This window comes from Streptococcus mitis, from assembly GCF_000960025.1.
Lineage (GTDB): Bacteria > Bacillota > Bacilli > Lactobacillales > Streptococcaceae > Streptococcus > Streptococcus mitis_DH.
The window spans coordinates 58,617-79,197 of sequence record NZ_JYGQ01000003.1 but is presented as its reverse complement, the minus strand read 5'-3'; the positions used below and the strand labels follow the sequence as shown (position 1 = coordinate 79,197).

17 protein-coding genes are annotated in these 20,581 nt (G+C 41.4%); 2 read left to right on the top strand and 15 right to left on the bottom strand.

Going from position 1 to position 20,581, the window contains the following annotated elements:
- Positions 1 to 104: 104 nt before the first annotated feature.
- The 8 genes from TZ91_RS06245 to TZ91_RS06210 form a co-directional block, all read right to left on the bottom strand.
- Positions 105 to 1,301, bottom strand: coding sequence for a CAP domain-containing protein (locus TZ91_RS06245; RefSeq protein WP_045597438.1), 1,197 nt, complete (start codon positions 1,299 to 1,301; stop codon positions 105 to 107).
- Positions 1,302 to 1,437: 136 nt separating this feature from the next.
- Complete coding sequence (locus TZ91_RS06240) at positions 1,438 to 2,475, bottom strand: aldose epimerase family protein (RefSeq protein ID WP_033686124.1); 1,038 nt, start codon at positions 2,473 to 2,475, stop codon at positions 1,438 to 1,440.
- Between the two features lie 116 nt (positions 2,476 to 2,591).
- Positions 2,592 to 3,758: an SIS domain-containing protein gene (locus tag TZ91_RS06235; RefSeq protein ID WP_033686122.1), complete on the bottom strand. Its 1,167-nt coding sequence runs from the start codon at positions 3,756 to 3,758 to the stop codon at positions 2,592 to 2,594.
- Between the two features lie 99 nt (positions 3,759 to 3,857).
- On the bottom strand, positions 3,858 to 4,262 hold the full coding sequence (locus TZ91_RS06230) for a PTS sugar transporter subunit IIA (RefSeq protein ID WP_033686121.1): 405 nt from the start codon (positions 4,260 to 4,262) through the stop codon (positions 3,858 to 3,860).
- 3 nt (positions 4,263 to 4,265) lie between these two features.
- Positions 4,266 to 5,087, bottom strand: a complete 822-nt coding sequence (locus tag TZ91_RS06225; protein WP_033686120.1) for a PTS system mannose/fructose/sorbose family transporter subunit IID — start codon at positions 5,085 to 5,087, stop codon at positions 4,266 to 4,268.
- Positions 5,074 to 5,979, bottom strand: coding sequence for a PTS mannose/fructose/sorbose/N-acetylgalactosamine transporter subunit IIC (locus TZ91_RS06220; protein WP_033686119.1), 906 nt, complete (start codon positions 5,977 to 5,979; stop codon positions 5,074 to 5,076). Before TZ91_RS06220 ends, TZ91_RS06225 begins: the two co-directional genes overlap by 14 nt.
- Positions 5,980 to 6,005: 26 nt before the next feature.
- A complete protein-coding gene (locus tag TZ91_RS06215; protein ID WP_000156970.1) occupies positions 6,006 to 6,482 on the bottom strand; it encodes a PTS sugar transporter subunit IIB in 477 nt (158 codons plus the stop codon).
- Positions 6,479 to 8,266 (bottom strand): glycoside hydrolase family 35 protein, encoded by a 1,788-nt coding sequence (locus TZ91_RS06210; RefSeq protein ID WP_033686118.1) that lies wholly within the window; start codon positions 8,264 to 8,266, stop codon positions 6,479 to 6,481. Before TZ91_RS06210 ends, TZ91_RS06215 begins: the two co-directional genes overlap by 4 nt.
- 319 nt (positions 8,267 to 8,585) lie before the next feature.
- Between TZ91_RS06210 and TZ91_RS06205 the strand changes: the two genes are divergently transcribed.
- Positions 8,586 to 9,302 carry a GntR family transcriptional regulator gene (locus tag TZ91_RS06205; RefSeq protein ID WP_033686117.1) on the top strand — a complete coding sequence of 239 codons (717 nt, stop codon included), beginning with the start codon at positions 8,586 to 8,588 and terminating at the stop codon, positions 9,300 to 9,302.
- 312 nt (positions 9,303 to 9,614) lie between these two features.
- Positions 9,615 to 13,655, top strand: a complete 4,041-nt coding sequence (locus TZ91_RS06200) for a family 20 glycosylhydrolase (RefSeq protein ID WP_045597437.1) — start codon at positions 9,615 to 9,617, stop codon at positions 13,653 to 13,655.
- 230 nt (positions 13,656 to 13,885) lie between these two features.
- Here the strand turns inward: TZ91_RS06200 and tnpA are convergent, their stop codons facing one another.
- From tnpA to purD, 7 genes are all read right to left on the bottom strand, one after another.
- The gene (gene tnpA / locus TZ91_RS06195) at positions 13,886 to 14,350 is read right to left on the bottom strand and encodes an IS200/IS605 family transposase (RefSeq protein WP_033686116.1); all 465 of its coding nucleotides are present in this window, start codon (positions 14,348 to 14,350) and stop codon (positions 13,886 to 13,888) included.
- 238 nt (positions 14,351 to 14,588) lie between these two features.
- Positions 14,589 to 15,887: an adenylosuccinate lyase gene (gene purB, locus TZ91_RS06190; protein WP_033686115.1), complete on the bottom strand. Its 1,299-nt coding sequence runs from the start codon at positions 15,885 to 15,887 to the stop codon at positions 14,589 to 14,591.
- A gap of 18 nt (positions 15,888 to 15,905) precedes the next feature.
- Positions 15,906 to 16,748, bottom strand: coding sequence for a hypothetical protein (locus TZ91_RS06185; protein ID WP_045597435.1), 843 nt, complete (start codon positions 16,746 to 16,748; stop codon positions 15,906 to 15,908).
- 25 nt (positions 16,749 to 16,773) lie between these two features.
- Positions 16,774 to 17,469, bottom strand: coding sequence for a hypothetical protein (locus TZ91_RS06180; protein ID WP_033686114.1), 696 nt, complete (start codon positions 17,467 to 17,469; stop codon positions 16,774 to 16,776).
- Between the two features lie 9 nt (positions 17,470 to 17,478).
- A complete protein-coding gene (gene purK / locus TZ91_RS06175) occupies positions 17,479 to 18,552 on the bottom strand; it encodes a 5-(carboxyamino)imidazole ribonucleotide synthase (RefSeq protein ID WP_045597433.1) in 1,074 nt (357 codons plus the stop codon).
- Positions 18,539 to 19,030, bottom strand: coding sequence for a 5-(carboxyamino)imidazole ribonucleotide mutase (gene purE / locus TZ91_RS06170; RefSeq protein WP_033686112.1), 492 nt, complete (start codon positions 19,028 to 19,030; stop codon positions 18,539 to 18,541). Before purE ends, purK begins: the two co-directional genes overlap by 14 nt.
- A gap of 190 nt (positions 19,031 to 19,220) precedes the next feature.
- On the bottom strand, positions 19,221 to 20,483 hold the full coding sequence (gene purD / locus TZ91_RS06165; RefSeq protein ID WP_033686111.1) for a phosphoribosylamine--glycine ligase: 1,263 nt from the start codon (positions 20,481 to 20,483) through the stop codon (positions 19,221 to 19,223).
- Positions 20,484 to 20,581 lie beyond the last annotated feature (98 nt).

Genomic DNA, 20,581 nt, shown 5'->3' with positions numbered 1-20,581 from the left:
CAACGAAAAATAAAAAATGGAGGAAGCAATCTCTTCTCTCCATCTTTAAAATTATAGTAATAAATATAGGTTATCTAAAGTTGTTAAAGCAACTCCTTTAGTTTCTAGTTTACCCATTCACCGTTGCCATTTACTTTATAACCGTCTGGTGTTGTTGTGCTGACTGCCAAAGCTCCAGAGCCATATGCATAGTACCAGTATTGGCCAACTTTAAACCAACCTGTCTTCATGATACCAGACGCATCAAGGTAGTACCAAACTCCATTTTCTTTGAGCCAGCCTGTCTTCATAGCTCCTGAGCCATCAAAGTAGAACCATCTATTTCCGTCTGTACCCCAGCCTGTAAACATAGCACCTGAGCTACTCAAGTAATACCAGCTACCATCTACTTTTACAAATCCTGTCTGCATGACACCTAGGTCATCCAAGTAGTACCATTTACCACCCGTTTTCACCCAGCCTGTCTTCAGATCACCAGACTCATAGAAATACCATTTCCCATCTGTTTTCACCCAACCAGATTGGTCTGAACTAGAAGTTCTAAATTCTTTCAGCGCTTTTTCAACTACGACTGCTTTATTTTTAACTGTTGACAAGTTAGATGAAGTCACTTCTGCATACTGGATAGCCGGACCGTAACTGCCTACCAATTCTTCTGAAGTAGCAGCATCACCAAAAGCCTGAGCAATCGTTACAGCATTATATGGGTTATTTGGGTTCTTAAAGGCAGCAATCCCCATGTGTGTAAATTTAGGGCTAATCAAAGTCTGATAATGACCAGATCCACCATTTGTTGAACCACCTGATTTTTTCTTCACGTAGTCTGCTTTTTCAGCACGCCATTGTTCAAGAGCTTTTAAGAAACCATCATGGTTCCAACCTAAGTTTTCTCCTAGTACACTGTTTCCTGATGGGAAGGCGCTCCAGATTTCTTTACCAGAAAGACGAGTATGGTCCATGGTTACAGAAGCTTCTGCAGCTCTGGCAAAAGCTGCCTTTTCTAGGTCAGTCGACCATTTGATAGGAACATACTTATCTACCAAGCCTTCGTCAGCTGCCTCTTTACGGATAGCATTGATGGCATCTAAGATAGCTTGTTGGTCTGGAGTCAAAAATTCTCCCTTTAATCCAACCAAAACATTGCCACTAGCAGGGTTAAGCACTTCTGAACTCAAGACATTTTCATTTCTACCATCTGCAGATTGTGTTGCCACAAGTCTGTCATTGGCAAAAACATCATTTGTCAAAACTGCTCCAGCTAAAGTCAAAGCCAAGGCGCTAGCAAATACAATTTTCTTCATTTTTTTCTCCTTTTATCCTTTAGATAGGACAGGTATTTTCAATATTAAATTATATCATATTTTCCTATTCTTTGCCCATTTCTACTAATGTTATAAGATAAATACTATTCCCCAAAAAGTAGAAATTCCTATCCTTTTATTTCACAACAAGCTCATAACGTGTCTTACTGGTGAAGGTTTGACCGGCTTTAAGAATGACTTGGTCTTTGAGGTCGCTATGAATGGCATCTGGTAAAGCCTGCGCTTCAAGTGCAATCCCATTGTGCTGTACCATTGGCTGACCTCCTATGATGACACTCTCATCCACAAAGTTTGCTGTGTAAACTACAAAGCAAGGAGCTTCTGTCTTGAAAAGCAGGAAGCGACCTGAGTTTTGGTCATAAAGGAATCCAGCATTGTCATGACCTGCAGGAAGGGCAAATGGATGATCCAAACCTGATACCAGCTGGATTTGCTCATCTTCTTCTGCAAAGATATCTTTCAACAAGGCACCATTGTAGATGTGTTTGACCACATCACGGTTGGCTTCTGGAGTTTTGGCAGGAACACCGTCGGGAGCGATTGGGTAAATGCCCTCAGTATTTAGTTGGAAGACATGACGGTCAATCGTCTGCGTGAAATCACCAGACAAGTTGAAATAGCTGTGGTTTGTTGGATTGACCAGCGTATCTTGATCGGTCGTCACCTTGTAGCTGATTTCATAGGCACCAGTTTCTTCTAAGTTGTAGCTAATCCAGATTTTAAGATTGCCAGGGAATCCTCCTGTCCCATCTGTACGCTCTGTGTAGAGGGTCAAGCCATGGTCGCTCACCTCGACCAATTCAAATAAACTAGAATCCCAACCAGTTGAACCACTGTGGTTACAGTTGCTAGCATTGTTGACTTCAAGGTCATAGTTCTTGCCATTAAGCTCAAAGGTCGCACCTGCAATACGGCCTGCCACAGGACCTACGCTAGCTCCATGCTTGGGGCTATTGCCTACATAGCTGTCAAAGTCATCAAATCCCAAGATAACATTGGCAAAATTTCCAGTCTTGTCAGGTGTGACATAGCGTAAGATGGTCGCACCATAAGTCATAACCTCAAGCTGGTAGCCACCGTCTGTCTCAAATCGATAGGCCAAGACATCCTTGCCCTCAACATTTCCAAATACACGCTCTGTGTATGCTTTCATTCTGTTCTCCTTTTACTATTTCTCTCAAGCAAACAAACCATAGAAAGCCTACTGACAATCTATGGTTTACTTGTATGATTTACAAACTCCTTTATCAAGAATCTATAAACGCAGTATTACTTTTGATATTCGTGGATGATAACACCTTGTACCACACGGTTTACTGTACCTGTAGGAGACGGTGTATCTGGTTTATTTTCTACCTTGAGTGAAGTCAATAGGGCAAAGAGTTGGGCATAAACGATGTAAGGGAAGACACGGTAAATATCATTCAAGACACCGCCACAACCAAGGGCCACTTCTTTGACATTTGCAAGACCAAAGGCTTGATCACTCAAAAGCACAACACGGCGAGCAATCTGGTCACCAGCAACTTCACGAACCAAATCCAAGTCGTACTTGCGAGTGTAGTCTGTTGTTGTACCAAAGACCAAGACAACTGTATCTTCGTTGATCAGTGATTTTGGACCGTGACGGAAGCCGACTGGGCTTTCATACATAGTCGCAACTTGACCAGCAGTCAGTTCCAAAATCTTGAGCTGAGCTTCATGAGCAAGTCCAAAGAAAGGACCAGCGCCTAGATAGATGACACGGTTAAAGTCTAGGTCAACAAGTTCTTTGACATCTTCTGCATTGTCTAGAATTTTACGGGCAAGACTAGATACAACTTCAAAACGTTCAGACTTAACAGCAAATTCTGTAGGATCAAAGACTAAGAGAGCTGTCAACATCATAGACGTAAAGCTAGAGGTCATGGCAAAGCCAGCATCATTAGAAGCAGCTGGTTGCAAAAGCAAGAGATTGCGGTCATCTCCATGAGCTTGAAGAGCCAATTTACCATCTGCTGCGCAAGTAATAGTCACTTGATAAAGCTCATCCACCAAGGCTTTTGCCAAATCAACAGTCGCCACACTTTCGGGAGAGTTCCCACTACGAGCAAAAGATACAAGAACAGTTGCCACATCTTTTTTCAAATAAGTTTCTGGATTGGCAACGATATCTGTTGTCGCAATAGCATTGAAATTCCATTTGCGTTCGTCATAGACTTCCTTAAAGTAAGGCACCAAGGTATCTCCCACATAAGCAGAAGTCCCAGCACCTGTCAAAATAACCTTGATATAGTCATGTTTATCCGCAATCTCTTGCAGGAAGGCTGCAATTTCTTCACGTTTTGCTTGATAAGATTCAAAAGCTTCTCTCCATACATCTGGTTGTTGGTAGATTTCACGTGTAGTGATTTCTGCACCCAATTCGAGCAAATCTTCTTTTGTATAATGTAGCATTGAATTCCTCTTTTTCTATTAAATATGGGAATGGGAGTAAGCCCCATTCCCATGTATATTCTATATAAAATGCTCTAACGATTTTCACGTTGTCACATCTTATTCGTCTTCGTCATCATCGAAGCCCGCTAATAAATCATTGACTTTAACGATGCTTTCTGCAGCACGGTTCTTATAGTCCGCATCTATACCTGTAAGGCTAGCATTGATAAATTCAATCACCATTGGAAGATTCATCCCTGCGTAAAGTTCGATGTCACGACCTTCCATAATCAAGCGACTGACCACGTTACATGGTGTCCCACCGAGAAGATCCGCAAAGACTAGGAAATCATCCAAACCTTCAATAGCTGCTTCAAATTTTGCAGTAAATTCTTCTGGACCATCTTCTGGAAGAAGAGCCACTGCATGAATATTGTCTTGTGGACCCATGATCATTTCAGTGCTACCTTTAAGTTCTTCACAGAAACGACCATGACTCACCAAAATTAATGATTTAGCCATAAATTATGCGCCCATTCCAAGCAAGAATTTACCGATGAATGAAAGACCTACTGCAAGAGCGATAATGATACCGATAGCTTTTGTAGAGTTCATACCTTTCTTACCAAGCAACCAGAAGATAAAGGCAGTAAAGATTGCTGGAAGTAAGCGTGGGAAGATTGAGTTCAAGATATCTTGGAAGTCAATCATTTTTTCACCAATTGGTAATTTATAAGAAACTTCAAAGTTGATCATTGTTGCTACAAGAGCACCCATCATGAAGACACCAAGTACAGATGCAGCATCAATCAAAGCTGTCAAAGTACTTTGCATGTTGTTGATAAGGTTAACCCCTTCTTTGTATGCAAATTCCAACTGTTTCCAACGGAAAATGTCATACGCTACTGCAACTGCGATCCAAAGGAAGATACCCCATGGTTGGCCAGCGATAGCCATAGTTGCTGCGATAGATCCCATGATAGCAGGTACAAGTGAACCAAAGATCGTATCTCCAAGAGGAGCGAATGGTCCCATCAAACCTGTCTTGATACCGTTAACCGCATCTTTTGAACCTACACCATCTTTTTCTTCCATGGCAAGGTCAAAACCAGCGATAATGGTGTGGAAGAATGGTGAAGTATTGAAGAATTGAGTATGAACTTTCATCATTTCTTTCAATTCAGGAGTTCCATCCCCATACATTTTACGCAATTGTGGCAAAATCATGTAAAGGTAACCAGAAGCTTGCATACGTTCGTAGTTCCAACCCAATTGGAAAGTAAACAAGCTACGTTTGTTGATTTGATTAAAATCTTCTTTTGTAAGTTTGTAATTAGAATTCGTCATCTTCGATTTCCCCACTTTCTGATGGTGTAGAAGGTTCTGCTACAGCTACTTTTTGGCTATTTTTGAAGTGAAGCACTGCAAGGAAGATACCTACGATAGAGATACCAATCATAGACAAACCTTTGAAGTTGTTCACGAAACCAATTTTTTCAGCAACATCTTTCGGTAGAGTACCTACGATACCAGCAACAGCGCCACCAAGACCTGTTACATATGAGTAAAGAACAGTCAACATAGCTGTCAAACCGAATCCCATAGCAAGGTAGTGAAGGTTACGTTTAACTGGAAGGTAACGAAGCAAGATTGCAAATCCAAGACCTGGAAGCATACGTCCTGCGAGTGTCAAACCATCTGCAATCCATTGGTATTTTGTAACGAAATCTACTACGTGTTGTACAAATTCACCACCGAAAGCAAGAGCGAAGAAGACTGGAAGGGCACGAGATAGAGCCCAAGGAATCGCACCAAGTAGGTAGTTGCGTTCAATACCTTTATAGTCAAAGCGTTCGATTGCAGCATCCACACGGTGAGCGAAGAAAGTAGTTGTCATACGCCCAAGAACGTCGAAGTAAGTCAAGAGAGATGCTACCGGCACAGCGATTGTTGTAATCGCAAGTGCTGTATCAATTCCTTGTGAAACAGAGAAGGCTGTCGCAAGAACCGCACCAGAAGTTGCATCGATACGAGAAGCACCACCGAAGGTACCAACCCCAAGAACAAACAGTTGCAAGTTACCACCGATAAGCAGACCAGTAGTCACATCTCCCATGATTAAACCAGTAATGAAACCAGCAAATACAGGGGAACCTGCAGATGAAACGATCGTCAACTCATCACAGATTTGATAAGCTGAGTACAAAGTGAGAAGTAAAATTTGCCACCATTGTATCATAACAATGACCTCCTAAAAATTTTTTCCTATTTTAATAAGCTCAAAAAGTCTGAAATTGGATCATTTGGAACCATTTGAGCAGTAAGTTTAACACCTTTTTCTGCCAGTTTGTGGAAGTCTTCCACATCCTTGTCCACTACGTTGATAGAACGTGTGATGGCACGAGTTTCTGGTGTTTGAGACATATTCCCAACATTAAGGGTTTCAAGTGGTACACCTGCTTCTACCAAACCAAGGAAACGGTCTGGTTTACGAGCCACGATAAAGAGACGTTGGCTATCGTATTTACCAGCAAGAATATTGGCTGCCGCTTTTTCAATTGGCAAAATACTTAATTTCACACCTGGTGGTGTCGCAAGTTTCAAACCACTCTTTTCAACATCGTTGTTGACAACTTCGTCGTCTACAACCATAATACGTGAAACATTTAGTTTTCCAGCCCAAAGATTGGCTACTTGTCCGTGGATCAAACGTCCATCGATACGGCATCCTACAATTGTCATAAGTTTTCCCCCTTTATGTGTTTTAGTGTAGGTTTTCGAGTTAAATGAATCTCTTCTTTATATTCACCTTCTGTTTCAAAGATGATGATGCGGTTATCACCTTCCTTGAGATAGCTATGAGGGATATAAAGCGAGAGGGTCGGGCCGACGTTCCAAAAACGTCCTAGATTCTGCCCATTGACAAAGGCAACTCCCTTACCAAACTCAGATAAGTCTAGGTAAGTATCTTTTGGCTCTTGGACTGTAAAGTCATAAGCGTAAAAGGCTGGTTGCCCTTCTGTCCATCCTTTTGAAAAATCAATTTTCTCAGGATTGTCTAGTGGGAGTGGATAGTGTTTCCAGTTTAGTAAGAAGTGCAAATCCTTACAAACCCCTGTCCGAATTCCCTTACGTTGCGTATCTGCTAAGAACTTATGTCCATAGTTGACACGCCCCATATTTTCTACCAAGATATCTAGCCTAGATAGCGCTTTCTTTTCACCTTGATAAAAAATATCTTCCCCAATCTCTGTCTGATATTGGGTTTCGACCCACTGACCATCGACATAAAGCTGAGCCCTATCTCGACCATCAATGATACGAAGTCTTTCTTCTTCTGCATCCCAGTTTGTTTCTGTTCGATAGAGTAGATAGCCATAGCTTTGTCCCAACTCCTCCATCTTTTTAGGATAGAGGCTTTCCACTGGACTTGACAAGCTATACAAGGTTTCAAACAAGGACACTTTTTCAACTAGTGGAATAGCATCCAACTCCATACTCTCTTTGTAGAGTGGTTCCAGCTGCGGATACTCTGGAAAATGTGTTGCCATCATCTTCTTGACTGCCAGATATTTGGCAGTTGGATTTCCTTCCTCATCTAGGAGGGCATCGTAATCATAAGATGTAACTTGTGGCAGGTCCAAAGTCCCTCGAGCTGAGCAACCATTCATGAAACCAAAGTTTGTACCACCGTGGAACATATAAAGATTGATAGAGCCTTGTTCCAAAACTTCTCGAACTGCATCTGCCAACTCTTTTGGATCCCGTGTGATAATCGGTTCTTTCCAACGATTGAACCAGCCGTCCCAGAACTCCATACACATGAGCGGCCATTTCTTGCCATGTTCATCAAAGAATTCCTGCATCTGTGAAAAGTTGTACGGAGCTTTAGAACCAAAATTCCCTGTCACAAAGAGATCATCTTCGATCAAAGTTCCAGCTTTCAGAGTAGCTCGCCATGGACCATCTGATGTAAAGAGGGGACAGGTTACGCCACGTTCTTCCATCAACTGTCGAATTGCTCTTAGGTAAGCCTTATCTTCGCCATAAGAACCATATTCATTTTCAACCTGCATCATAAGGATATTGCCACCATTGTCCAACAAATGTGGCACCAACCGTGACAAGAGCTGGTCATAGTAGCGACCGACAGCTTCAATATAAGCAGGATCTGAGGAACGAAGCCTCATATTCTTTGTTAAGAGCCAGGCTGGTAAGCCACCGAATTCCCACTCTGCACAGATGAAGGGTGACGGACGAACGATAGCGTAGAGACCCAAATCTTGTGCTGTCTGAAGAAATTGCTCCAAATCCAGAGCTCCTTCAAAGTGAAACTCACCCTCACGAGGCTCGTGTAAATTCCAGGCCACATAAGTCTCTACTGTATTAAAACCAAGAGCCTTCAAGTTATAGAGCGAATGATACCAATCTTCTGGAGGAACCCTAAAATAATGAATGGCGCCAGATAAAATCTTAAATGATTTTCCATCGAGATAAAAATCATCTCGTATCTCAAATCGTGTCATATTCTTACCTTCTGACAACTAAAGTTTACGCTTTCATTTGTTGATATAGTAAATATATCTCAATATCTTGCATTTGTCAATAGGTTTTCACAATTTTTTTCATTTTTCACTAAATTTTACACAAAAAACTTATAAAAATCTTGTAATCTATAGTCATAACAACATTTTAGCACCATGTATAAAAATGTAGATTTTTCTATTTATTCCTATGTAAATTAACCTTATAGCCTATTATTCTAATTTTTTTATTCAAAAGGCTACTATTCTTTCCAGTTTTATGGTAAAATCTTTAACGGAGAAGGAAAATCGAGGTGAAAATATGGCAATTCCAAAGTATCAATATATTAAAGATGAGTTAAAGAACAAAATCATTTCTGGTCAATTTGCCAGTGGAGATAAATTCTACACTGAAGCTGAATTGATTGCAATGTATGATGTTAGTTCTATCACAGTTGTTCGCGCTTTAAACGACCTTGCCAAGGATGGCTATATTGTCCGTCAACAAGGAAAGGGTACATTCGTTTCACGCGCACGCAAACACAAACTCGTAGAGTTTTCAGATGTAGAAGTTTTTGAAACTAAAGATGATAAAGTTACCGTCCTTTCTATTGAGCGTGGAAATAAACTAAGCTACTTAGAAAAACTTGGACTACGCGGAGATCAGTTCTACTACAAGATTGAGCGCGTTCGCGAAACAGGTGGTGTTGTATACATCTACCATACATCTTACATTCCAGAACAATACATCAACGCAAATTATCCAAATCTTGAATATTATAGCTCTATCTATAACCGTTTCAAATTGGATTACCACATTCACATGAATGATGAACATTTTGAAGAAATCAATGAAATAGCATTTCCAACTCCAGAACATGCGGCTTCGGTCCTCGGAGTCGATCAACAATTCCCAACCGTTTTACAAACCAAGACTACTAAACTAGAGTCTACTGGTCAAGTTCTCGCATACAGCGAAACATATAAACGAGCGGATTACTACAAAATCAAATTCATTTCATGTGACCGTGATCACTAAGAAGAAAGCCTGAGCCTTGCTTGGGCTTTTTCTATGTTTATTATACCATACCAAAAAGGTAGCGCTTACCTTTTATAGTAGATTCTATAGTTTGTAGAGTATTTTATAGAAATAGGGCTAAAAAATTTCTACTAAATATATATATGTTTCTTTTCCAACCAATCTGAAATCTTAAGCTTAAATTTTATATTTTTTTATACTTACTATAGTTTTTTATCACCTCCTCTTGACTCTTATTAATATAAGAAATAAAATAAGGGTGTTGTTTTATGTAAACGCTATCAATATAAAATACAATCAGGAGGTTTTGCAATGAAACAAGAAAAACAACAACGTTTTTCCATTCGTAAATACGCTGTAGGAGCAGCTTCTGTTCTAATTGGATTTGCCTTCCAAGCACAGGCTGTTGCAGCCGATGGAGTTACTCCTACTACTACGGAAAACCAACCGACCATCCATACGGTTTCCGATTCCCCTCAACCATCCGAAAATCGGACTGAGAAAACACCTAAAGCAGAGCTTCAACCAGAAGCTCCAAAAACTGTAGAAACGGAAACTCCAACTACTGATACGGTAGCTAGTCTTCCAAAAACAGAAGAAAAACCACAAGAGGAAGTTAGTTCAACTCCTAGTGATAAAGAAGAAGTGGTAACTCCAACTTCTGCTGAAAAAGAAACTACCGATAAAAAGGCAGAAGAAGCTAGCACTAAAAAGGAAGAGCAGAAAGAGGCTAATTCTAAAGGGTCGGATACAGACAAGACTGATAAGTCAGAAGCTAACACGGATAAACCAGCCGAAAAAGATGCTAAAAAAGATGAAACGAAAGCAGATGCTGATAAACCAGCAACAGAGGCAGGAAAGGAAGGTGCTGCAACTGAGAATGAAAAATTAGCTAAACGAAAAATCGTTTCAATTGATGCCGGACGTAAATATTTCTCACCTGAGCAGCTCAAAGAAATTATCGACAAGGCTAAAGAATATGGTTACACAGATCTTCATCTCTTGGTAGGTAATGATGGTCTCCGTTTCATGCTGGATGATATGTCTATGAAAGTGGGCGATAAAACCTACTCTAGTGATGATGTCAAACGCGCCATTGAAAATGGAACAAATGCTTATTACGATGATCCAAATGGTAACCACCTCACTGAAAGTCAGATGACAGATTTGATTAATTATGCCAAAGATAAGGGAATTGGTGTGATTCCAACTGTCAATAGTCCTGGACATATGGATGCTATTCTCCATGCTATGAAAGAACTTGGCATTGAAAATCCTAACTTTGATTATTTTGGTAAAAAATCGGAACGAACTGTTGACCTAAATAATAAACAAGCAGTTGATTTTACAAAAACTCTGATTGACAAATACGCTAACTACTTCTCTAACAAATCTGAAATCTTCAATATTGGTTTGGATGAATACGCCAATGATGCAACAAATGCTAAAGGTTGGAGTGTGCTTCAAGCTGATAAATATTATCCAAATGAAGGCTACCCTGAAAAAGGATATGAAAAATTCATCTCTTACGCTAATAATCTCGCTCGTATTGTAAAATCTCACGGTCTCAAACCAATGGCCTTTAACGACGGTATCTACTACAATAGCGACACAAGCTTTGGTAGTTTTGACAAAGACATCATCGTTTCTATGTGGACTGGTGGTTGGGGAGGCTACGACGTTGCTTCTTCTAAACTACTAGCTGAAAAAGGTCACCAAATCCTTAATACCAATGATGCTTGGTACTACGTTCTTGGACGAAACGCTGATGGTCAAGGTTGGTACAATCTCGATCAGGGGCTCAATGGTATTAAAAATACACCAATCACTTCTGTACCCAAAACAGAAGGAGCTGATGTCCCAATCATCGGTGGTATGGTAGCTGCTTGGGCCGATACCCCATCTGCACGTTATTCACCATCTCGCCTATTCAAACTCATGCGTCATTTTGCAAATGCCAACGCTGAATACTTCGCAGCCAACTACCAACCTGCAGAAAAAGCCCTAGAAACTATACCAAAAGAATCTAACCGTTATACTGCTGAAAGTTTTGCTGCTGTCAAAGAAGCTGAAAAAGCCATCCGTTCACTCGATAGCAACCTCAGCCGTGCTCAACAAGACACGATTGATCAAGCAATCGTAAACCTTCAAGAAGCTATTAAAAACTTAGCCTTAACCCCTGAAGCACAAAAAGAAGAGGATGCTAAACGCGAACTTGAAAAACTTAATAAGAATAAAGTCATTTCCATCGATGCAGGTCGCAAATACTTCTCTCTAGATCAACTCAAACGCATCGTAGATAAGGCGAGCGAGCTCGGCTACTCTGATGCCCACCTCCTTCTAGGAAATGATGGCCTTCGCTTCCTACTCGATGATATGACCATTACTGCAAACGGAAAAACCTATGCTAGTGATGACGTTAAAAAAGCTATTATCGAAGGAACGAAAGCTTACTACGACGATCCAAATGGTACTGCATTGACACAGGCAGAAGTGACAGAGCTTGCTAAATACGCTAAGGAAAAAGGTATCGGTCTGATTCCAGCTATCAACAGCCCAGGGCATATGGATGCTATGCTGGTTGCCATGGAAAAACTTGGCATCGCGAATCCTCAAGCCAACTTTGATAAAGTTTCAAAAACTACGATGGACCTTGAAAATCAAGAAGCCCTTAACTTTACCAAAGCCCTTATCGGTAAGTATATGGATTACTTTGCTGATAAATCAAAAATTTTCAACTATGGTACAGATGAGTATGCCAATGATGCGACCAACGCCCAAGGTTGGTACTACCTCAAATGGTATGGACTCTATAACAAGTTCGCAGACTATTCTAACAGCCTAGCTGCTATGGCCAAAGAAAGAGGGCTTCAACCAATGGCCTTCAACGATGGCTTCTATTACGAAGACAAGGATGATGCTGAATTTGATAAGGATGTCTTGATTTCTTACTGGTCTAAAGGCTGGTGGGGATATAACCTGGCATCACCTCAATACCTAGCAAGCAAGGGTTATAAGTTCTTGAATACCAATGGTGACTGGTACTACATTCTCGGTCAAAAACCAGAAGATGGTGGTGGTTTCCTCAAAAAAGCTATTGAGAATACTGGAAAAACACCATTCAATCAACTAGCTTCTACCAAATATCCTGAAGTAGATCTTCCAACAGTCGGAAGTATGCTTTCAATCTGGGCAGATAGACCAAGCGCTGAGTACAAGGAAGAGGAAATCTTTGAACTCATGACTGCCTTTGCAGACCACAACAAAGACTACTTCCGTGCTAATTATAATGCTCTCCGCGAAGAATTAGCTAAAATTCCTACAAACTTAGACGGATACAGCACAGAGAGCCTAGATGCACTCAAGGCAGCAAAAGATGGACTAAACCTTAATCTTAACCGTAGCAAACAAGCTGAACTAGACGCACTAGTAGGTAAGCTCAAGTCCGCTCTTCAAGGTCTCAAACCAGCTGCAACTCATTCAGGAAGCCTAGATGAAAATGAACTAGCTGCTAACGTTGAAACCAAACCTGAACTAGTTGTGAAGACAGAAAGCATTCCATTTAAAGTCATTCGAAAAGAAAATCCGAATCTCCCAGCAGGCCAAGAAAAAGTTGTTAAAGCTGGAGTTCTAGGTGAACGCACTTCTTACGTATCTGTTCTTACTGAAAATGGAAAGGCTAGTGAAACCGTTCTAGATAGTCAAGTAACCAAAGAACCTATCAATCAAATTGTGGAATTTGGAGCACCAATTACACATGTCGGCGATGAGAATGGCCTTGCTCCAATCGCAGAAGAAAAACCTAGATTAGACATTCCTAAGGAAGAGCCTAGCCGAACAGAAACTCCTTTCAAAGTAGTTGTTGAAAGCGGGCCTAAGGCTGAATCTAACTCTGCTAACGGAATCACTCATCAATTAGCAGATGGTAAAAATAGTAAACCTGGATGGAAATTAATTGAAAGCAAATGGTATTACTATGATCATGCAGATAAAGTGAAGACCGGTTGGGTTAAAGACGGAGCATGGTACTACCTAGATGAGTCTGGTGTAATGAAAACTGGTTGGCAGAAAGTAAATGGTACATGGTATTATCTTGATAACTCAGGTGCTATGCAAACTGGTTGGATCGATCAAGGTGGATCATGGTACTATCTCAACGACTCAGGTGCCATGCAAACTGGTTGGGTCAGCCAAGGAGATACATGGTATTATTTTGACAATTCAGGTACAATGAAAACCGGTTGGTTCCAAGTTGGAGATAAATGGTATTATTCATACCCTTCAGGAGCCTTAGCTGTCAACACAACAATTGATGGCCACGCTGTAAATGCTGACGGCGAATGGATTCAATAAGATGAAATGAAAGATTTACATCCAGAGACCTAATGAGAGCTGAGTATAAAACTCAATTTCAGAAGAAAAAGAAATAAATCTTTCCAAAATCATGACCACCCGTCAAACGGGTGGTTTGTCCCAGGGCTATAAGCCCAAATTACCAGCCAGCGCCTAAAGACGCTGGCTTTCACTTTGTTCAAGCCTCATTGCTCTTGACTCGTCACTTGCCTCTCAAAGAGGCTTTAGTATTACTTACCACTATCCCTAAAGGGATCCTCATATTCTTTTACACTTAATTTATCTAGTGCTATATCATGCTTTTCCTGTTCTTGAATATATTTCTTAATTGTGGCTTCATTAAGCCCTACTGTACTCACATAATAACCTTCCGCCCAGAAATGCCGATTCCCAAACTTGTACTTGAGATTGGCGTGTTTGTCAAACATCATGAGTGCACTTTTTCCTTTTAAATAACCCATGAAACTAGAAACACTTGTCCTTGGTGGAATACTGACTAACATGTGTACATGGTCTGGCATTAAGTGACCCTCGATAATTTCAACTCCTTTATAACTACACAAGCGATGAAATATTTCGCCTAAACTACTTCGATATTGATTATAGATGACTTTTCGTCTATACTTAGGGGTGAACACAATGTGATACTTACAGTGCCACTTTGTGTGCGATAAACTATGAGCCTTTTGTGCCATATTTTTCTCCTTTCGCTTTACAATTGGCTTGAACACCTTTATTGTATCGCGTTCGGAGTTTTTTTGGTATAACCTTCGACGCGCACCCGCATAGCGGGTGGTTTTTTTGTCTCGCACCTAACGGAGCGAGACGGACTAATAGTCACATAATAAAATGCATACTATCAAGGTATGTCAACACCTGATAATATGCATTTTATGATTTTAAAGAGACTGGATACCCAGCCTCTTTTTTTAATTAATCACCCAGCCCAAGACGGTCAAAGATATCATCCACTCGTTTAGTGTAATAAACCGGGTTGAAGATTTCATCGATTTCTTCTTGTGTGAGGCGTGATGTTACTTCTGGATCTGCTTCCAGAAGTGGTTTGAAATCTACTTGGTTGTCCCAAGAGTAGGCTGTTTTTGGTTGTACCAAGTCATAGGCTTGCTCACGGGTCATCCCTTTTTCAATCAAGGTCAACATGGCACGTTGGCTAAAGATAAGACCAAACGTAGAGTTCATGTTGCGGATCATATTTTCTGGGAAGACTGTCAAGTTCTTAACGATGTTTCCGAAACGGTTGAGCATGTAGTCAATCAAGATGGTCGTATCTGGTGTAATGATGCGCTCAGCTGATGAGTGAGAGATATCACGTTCATGCCAGAGAGCAACGTTCTCATAGGCCGTAATCATGTGACCACGGATGACACGCGCTAGACCTGTCATGTTCTCAGAACCGATAGGGTTGCGTTTGTGAGGCATTGCAGATGACCCCTTTTGCCCTTTAGCAAAGAATTCTTCCACTTCGCGTTGTTCTGATTTTTGCAAACCACGAATCTCAGTCGCCATACGTTCGATTGAAGTCGCGATACTAGCAAGAACCGCAAAGTACTCAGCGTGAAGGTCACGAGGAAGGACCTGTGTAGAGATTTCTTGAGCACGAATACCCAATTTATCGCAGACGTATTGCTCTACGAATGGTGGGATGTTGGCAAAGTTCCCAACCGCACCAGAAATCTTACCAGCTTCCACACCAGCAGCCGCATGCTCGAAACGCTCGATGTTGCGCTTCATTTCGCTATACCAAGTCGCCAATTTCAGACCAAAGGTTGTAGGCTCAGCGTGCACACCGTGGGTACGCCCCATCATTATGGTAAACTTGTGCTCCTTAGCCTTATCAGCGATGATGTTGGTGAAATTTTCAAGATCACGACGGATGATGTCGTTGGCCTGCTTGTAAAGATAACCATAGGCCGTATCCACCACGTCGGTAGACGTCAAACCATAGTGGACCCACTTACGCTCTTCGCCAAGCGTTTCAGAAACCGCACGCGTGAAGGCAACCACATCGTGGCGAGTCTCCTGCTCAATCTCCAAAATACGGTCGATGTCAAAGTCCGCCTTTTCACGAATCAAAGCCACATCTTCCTTAGGGATTTCTCCCAACTCAGCCCATGCCTCATCAGCCAAGATTTCCACCTCAAGCCAAGCACGGTATTTATTTTCTTCACTCCAAATGTTCGCCATCTCAGGGCGAGAGTAACGGTTGATCATGTTGTTTTCTCCTTATCCTTATTCTTTTGGTGAATACAAATCCTTATAAAACTGATCATTAAAAGATTTGAACTTATTATTCTGGCTATCTAGTTTACCCCTAAAATAAATATATTCTGGTTCTTTACCTATTAAATCAGCAATATTTTTCGTGTTAGAGCGTTCTTTAATTCTCTCTACATTTGAGAATACCTTCGGATAATCGGAGCCTATAAATTCTATTTGAAGCATATCATGATTGAAATCTGCAATAGAAACCCATGCTAGACCATAAAATATTCTCTGTCTATCTTCTACAATGTGTCCTGTAGTATCCACAAAATAGTCATTAAGGGAAATCAACTCGCCTTCTATTCTAATATTTCTTACATTATTATCAATTTGTGGATCTTCATAAAGTTCCACAAACGTAGCTACTGAAGAAAATTGTCTATCCTGTAGTTGATTCCTAGAAATATTTGTTCTAGATGAATTTCTTGACTGCTCAGCAATATCAAGTGAACCAACAACTGTATCTCCAGTTACTCTCGCTTTACTCAATGACTTCTTAACAGATATTATTCCACCATCTGAAACCGTTCCTTTAGCTCCTATAAACTCCTTGCTCACCTGGTCCTTAACTTCTTGTGGCGATATGCAAGTACAACCTTCAACATGTAGTTCGTCGTTGTGAGATGGTTTAAAATAAAACCTTTTCCCATCTTTCTTTTTCCAGTTTGTACATGTTAAAGGAATTTGGCAATCTTGATCAATGCACCTAAAATTTTTTTCAGAATTTAATCTTCCTTCAAGGGAATACTTTTGTGCCTCAAAGGCACTAATAGTTTTTTTCACTTCTAAACTATACGCTCGCTCAACCACGATCTATCCCATCCTTTCAATTCTTTTACTGATAATACTTTCCATCTATCTTTAACCTATTTTTTATTTGCTCAATAAAAGGCTTAAGACGTCTATACGCTAATTTGCTAAGATTTAACTCATATTTAATTTCTTTCCTTTGTTCAGCAATCAAGTGAATTCCATTTCTATAACTATAAATCTCAATTATTTCTGCTGGTAAATCTTTTACACTTTCCTTACTATAAATTTTACCAATTAAATTCAATTTCTCAGCTGTTCTACATTTATCATCAAATCGAATCGAAGTCTTTTGTTTTTTCTTTCTCGTGTAATATACCGTGTGTATTTCTTTACCGTCATGAGATAGTTCAGCTTGTAATTTCAACCTCATGTTTTGTGGGATACATATCTTAATGGGCACATTATCTTGATGAGTTAGTTCTTCATACTCAGGAGTGTCTGAATAGTAGGTATTTAAAACATACTCTAGCACTGCTTCATAGATTGATGCATAAGAAATAATTTGACTCCTAATTTGGAATCTTAAATGTACATCAGTTGCTTCTAGTCCCTCATATAATTTATAAGCGTATCTAACAGATTGAAATTCCTCTATAATCCGTTTTTTTAAATCAAAATCTTTTATAAAATCAAATTCTTCTTCATACCAATCTTCTTTAGGTAGATGACTTTCACAATATTTTTGAATTTCTTCTTGAATACTTTTCGGTAATGGCATGATAGCTCCTTAAAATTCTCCAACCTCATCCGGCACATCACTAAACAAAGTAACATGTCCCATCTTGCGGTTGTGCTTCGCTTCTATTTTACCATACATGTGGAGGTGGGTGCTTGGATTTTCTGCGACATACTTTTCAGCGGCCTCGACATGCTGGCCGAGAACATTAAGCATAACAGCAGGCGCATGTAGTTTGATAGCTGGCAATGGTGTTCCAAGGACACCTAAAATGTGGGTATCAAACTGGGAGAAGTCGCAGGCTTCGATTGAGTAGTGCCCAGAGTTGTGTGGACGTGGCGCAATTTCGTTGACAATGATGTCATCAGCTGTCGCAAACATCTCCACGCAGAGAGTTCCAGACAAGTTAAGCTGTTCTGCGATTCGCACTGCCATGGCTTTGGCTTTTTCAGCTAAACTTTCTGAAATGCGTGCAGGCACGATAGTCTTAGACAGGATATTGTTGCGGTGGATATTTTCTTGAACTGGGAAAACCGTCACGTCCTTGCCATTTCCAGACACGATGACAGAAATCTCCAAGTCAAAATTGACAAATTCTTCCAAAACGCAGTCTGCTGAATCAGCCAGTGCATAGGCTTCTTCCAAGTCTGCTTCTGAACGAATGACCTTTTGCCCATGCCCATCGTAGCCACCTGTCGCAGTCTTGAGGACATAGTTTTTGGACAGGTCGATATCAGCCAAGTCTTGGCTAGAAGTCACAACCTTGTAGGGTGCCACAGTGACTTGAGCCTTGTTTGAGAGGAAGTCCTTTTCAAAAATCCGATTTTGGGAAATACGGAGCAGGTCCGTCCCTTGAGGGAGCTGACTATCCTTGATGACAGCATCTAAACCGTCAGCGTCGACATTTTCAAACTCATAGGTAAGAACATCGCAACGCTCAGCCAACTGACGGAGGGCATCTACATCGTTATAAGGCGCCACGATGATTTCCGCCACACGAGAGGCCGGGCAATCAGCCGCAGGATCCAGCGCGATAACCTTGTGGCCCATGTAGATAGCAGAAATGGCCATCATCTGCCCTAGCTGACCACCACCGATAATTCCGATTGTTTTAGATGAGCTCATTTGTCGACTCCTCTGCGATTTTTCCTTGTTCCTCTGCGAAATCTGCCAAAGCTGTCGCGATAGCCTGATCCTCTACTGACAGGAGACGGAGGGCAAAGAGGGCCGCATTTGTCGCACCTGCTTCCCCGATAGCCATGGTTGCGACTGGTACACCGCCCGGCATCTGAACGATAGAGTAGAGCGAGTCCACGCCACTAAGAGCACGTGATTTGACTGGTACACCAATGACAGGAAGGGTTGTTTTGGCAGCTACCATTCCTGGCAAATGAGCTGCGCCACCAGCTCCTGCGATGATAACCTTGATGCCACGGCTACGTGCTTCTTCAGCATGTTTGAACATGAGATCAGGTGTACGGTGGGCAGAGACAACTTTCTTTTCGTAGGCTACACCAAAACGGTCAAGGACTTCAGCGGTTTTTTTCATGGTAACCCAGTCGGATTTGGAGCCCATGATGATGGAAATTACTGGTTTAGTCATAATTTTTCCTTTTTTCTTCTTTTTGATAATGGTCTTAGGTGGTGGGGACGGAAGCAAACCTTCGGTTTCATTCCTAAACTTTGAACCTAAGGTCTCAAAGTTTCCTCCGACCAGAACAGATACTGTTCTGGTCTTTTCACCACGGCGACCATTGTCGTGTTTGGCGACTGCGTCGCTTTTTCTTATATCTTTACTTAATTGCCTTGCTTCCGATATCTGTTCGGTAGAAGAGGCCTTCTGTTTTTTGTTGGGCGAGTTCTTGGTAGATGGTGTCCTGGGCTTCTTTGACGGTGGCTGCTGTGGTGACGAGCATATAGACACGTCCGCCGTTTGATAGCAGCGCTCTACTATTTTCCGAAAACTTAGCCCCTGCATAGTAGGTGATGATATCTCCCTCGGTTTTTGCCGGCAATGCAACACCCTTTTCATATTCTAGCGGGTAACCATTTGATGCGACAACTACACCAAGCGTCACACCCTTGTCCGTCCAGGTGATGTTTGGCTCCTTGCCATCGAGGATATCCGTAATATTTTGGGCAAAATCAGAGGTCAGACGAGGCAAGATAATCTGAGTTTCTGGATCTCCGAAGCGAGCATTAAACTCGATGACCTTAGGTCCATCAGCTGTCAAGATAAGCCCTGCGTAAAGGATACCCAGATAAGGGCGCCCTTCTTTAATCATGCCATCAAGGACTGGCTTGACAATGGTGTCAACCGCTGTATCAACCACACTCTGTGGTAAGTGTGGAACTGGCGCATATGCTCCCATACCTCCCGTGTTAGGCCCTTTGTCGCCATCGTAGGCACGTTTGTGGTCCTGAGCCGTTGGCATGATGTAGAACTTATCACCATTGACAAAGGCAAAGAGTGAAAATTCCTCTCCTTCAAGGAATTCCTCAATAACCACACGCGCACCTGAGTCACCAAATTTATTGTCCAAAAGCATCTCATGAGCGGCTTCGACCGCTTGCTCGACTGTCTCAGCAACGACGACACCCTTCCCAAGCGCCAAGCCATCCGCCTTGACTACGATAGGCGCACCCTGCTTTTCGATATAGGCCTTAGCTTCCTCGAAATCTGAGAATGTGCCATAGGCTGCTGTCGGAACGCCGTATTTAACCATGATTTCCTTGGCAAAATCCTTAGACCACTCAAGTTCAGCCGCAGCCTTAGTCGGACCAAAGGCTTTGAGACCAGCTGCATGGAAATCATCCACGATACCAGCCGCAAGGGCGTCATCTGGCCCGATAAATGACCAAGCAATATCGTTGGCCTTTGCAAAGTCAATCAATTTAAAATGTTCGGAAATAGAGATATTTACCAATTCCAGACCATCCAGAGTCATCCCATCATTTCCAGGAGCAACAAAAACCTTTTCTACCTCTTTTGACTCAAGCAACTTCTTAGCAATGGCATGTTCACGACCACCCGAACCGACAACTAACAGCTTCATCTTTCAACCTCTTTTGCGAATTATTTACTAAAATTATACCATAAATGTTCGTTTTAATCTTGTTTCGTTTCGCTTTTAAAGCAAAAAAAGGAAAGAAA

Coding starts and splice junctions, on each gene's coding strand:
- TZ91_RS06180 (WP_033686114.1), bottom strand. CDS start 17,469: ATGCCATTACCGAAAAGTATTCAAGAAGAAATTCAAAAATATTGTGAA.
- purD (WP_033686111.1), bottom strand. CDS start 20,483: ATGAAGCTGTTAGTTGTCGGTTCGGGTGGTCGTGAACATGCCATTGCT.
- TZ91_RS06205 (WP_033686117.1), top strand. CDS start 8,586: ATGGCAATTCCAAAGTATCAATATATTAAAGATGAGTTAAAGAACAAA.
- TZ91_RS06235 (WP_033686122.1), bottom strand. CDS start 3,758: ATGCTACATTATACAAAAGAAGATTTGCTCGAATTGGGTGCAGAAATC.
- TZ91_RS06225 (WP_033686120.1), bottom strand. CDS start 5,087: ATGACGAATTCTAATTACAAACTTACAAAAGAAGATTTTAATCAAATC.
- purB (WP_033686115.1), bottom strand. CDS start 15,887: ATGATCAACCGTTACTCTCGCCCTGAGATGGCGAACATTTGGAGTGAA.
- TZ91_RS06245 (WP_045597438.1), bottom strand. CDS start 1,301: ATGAAGAAAATTGTATTTGCTAGCGCCTTGGCTTTGACTTTAGCTGGA.
- TZ91_RS06200 (WP_045597437.1), top strand. CDS start 9,615: ATGAAACAAGAAAAACAACAACGTTTTTCCATTCGTAAATACGCTGTA.
- TZ91_RS06240 (WP_033686124.1), bottom strand. CDS start 2,475: ATGAAAGCATACACAGAGCGTGTATTTGGAAATGTTGAGGGCAAGGAT.
- tnpA (WP_033686116.1), bottom strand. CDS start 14,350: ATGGCACAAAAGGCTCATAGTTTATCGCACACAAAGTGGCACTGTAAG.
- TZ91_RS06230 (WP_033686121.1), bottom strand. CDS start 4,262: ATGGCTAAATCATTAATTTTGGTGAGTCATGGTCGTTTCTGTGAAGAA.
- TZ91_RS06215 (WP_000156970.1), bottom strand. CDS start 6,482: ATGACAATTGTAGGATGCCGTATCGATGGACGTTTGATCCACGGACAA.
- TZ91_RS06220 (WP_033686119.1), bottom strand. CDS start 5,979: ATGATACAATGGTGGCAAATTTTACTTCTCACTTTGTACTCAGCTTAT.
- TZ91_RS06210 (WP_033686118.1), bottom strand. CDS start 8,266: ATGACACGATTTGAGATACGAGATGATTTTTATCTCGATGGAAAATCA.
- purE (WP_033686112.1), bottom strand. CDS start 19,030: ATGACTAAACCAGTAATTTCCATCATCATGGGCTCCAAATCCGACTGG.
- purK (WP_045597433.1), bottom strand. CDS start 18,552: ATGAGCTCATCTAAAACAATCGGAATTATCGGTGGTGGTCAGCTAGGG.